Annotated in this window: 1 pseudogene; it reads right to left on the bottom strand. The window is 62.4% G+C overall.

What is annotated here, in order from left to right:
- Positions 1 to 840 (bottom strand): annotated as a pseudogene (locus EN879_RS37540) (phosphomannomutase/phosphoglucomutase); the annotation flags it as partial.

Below are 840 nucleotides of genomic sequence, written 5' to 3'. Positions count from 1 at the left end.
CCGTTGACGGTGATGAGGTCGGCGATCTTCTGGCCCGCAAAAACCGTTCCATCCCGCTTCATGGCCTGAAAGTCGGCAACCACCCGCTCGACAACGCCATACTTCACATCGTCCGCGCAGTGCGGCGACATGGTCGGCGTGCCAAAGGTCAGCGGCAGCGCGCGGTATAGATCGGCCATCGAACTGCCGGGGCTGCGGTCCAGCATCTGGCAGATGGCAATGGCGGTGACCAGCCCATCGTCATAACCCCGCCCGATCGGCGGATTGAAGAAGAAATGGCCCGACTTTTCGAAACCGGCGACGGCGCCAAGCTCGGCGACGCGGCGCTTGATGTAGGAGTGGCCGGTCTTCCAGTAGTCAGTGACGGCGCTGTTGGCGCGCAGCACGCTGTCTGTGTTGAACAGGCCGGTCGACTTGACGTCGACGACGAAGGTCGAGCCCGGATGCTGGTTGGAGATATCGCGCGCCAGCATCACACCGACCTTGTCGGCAAAAATCTCATTGCCCTCATTGTCGACGACGCCGCAGCGGTCGCCGTCACCGTCGAAGCCAAGGCCGACATCGGCTCCAGTCTCAAGCACCTTGTCCCTGATGGCATGCAGCATCTGCATATCCTCGGGATTGGGATTGTAGCGCGGAAAGGTGTGGTCGAGTTCGACATCGAGCGGGATGACCTCGCAGCCGATGCGCTGCAGCGCTTGCGGCGCGAAGGCGCCGGCGGTGCCGTTGCCGCAGGCGGCGACCACTTTCAGCTTTCGGGTGATGCGCTTGTCCTCGGTCAGATCGTCGAGATAAGTAGCGCGAAAATCGCGAACGAAATCGTAGGAGCCGCCGCCGACG

Source organism: Mesorhizobium sp. M7A.F.Ca.AU.002.02.1.1, from assembly GCF_003998535.1.
Lineage (GTDB): Bacteria > Pseudomonadota > Alphaproteobacteria > Rhizobiales > Rhizobiaceae > Mesorhizobium > Mesorhizobium ciceri.
Note: the sequence above shows the minus strand (reverse complement) of the source record. Positions and strands in the feature narration are given on the sequence as shown.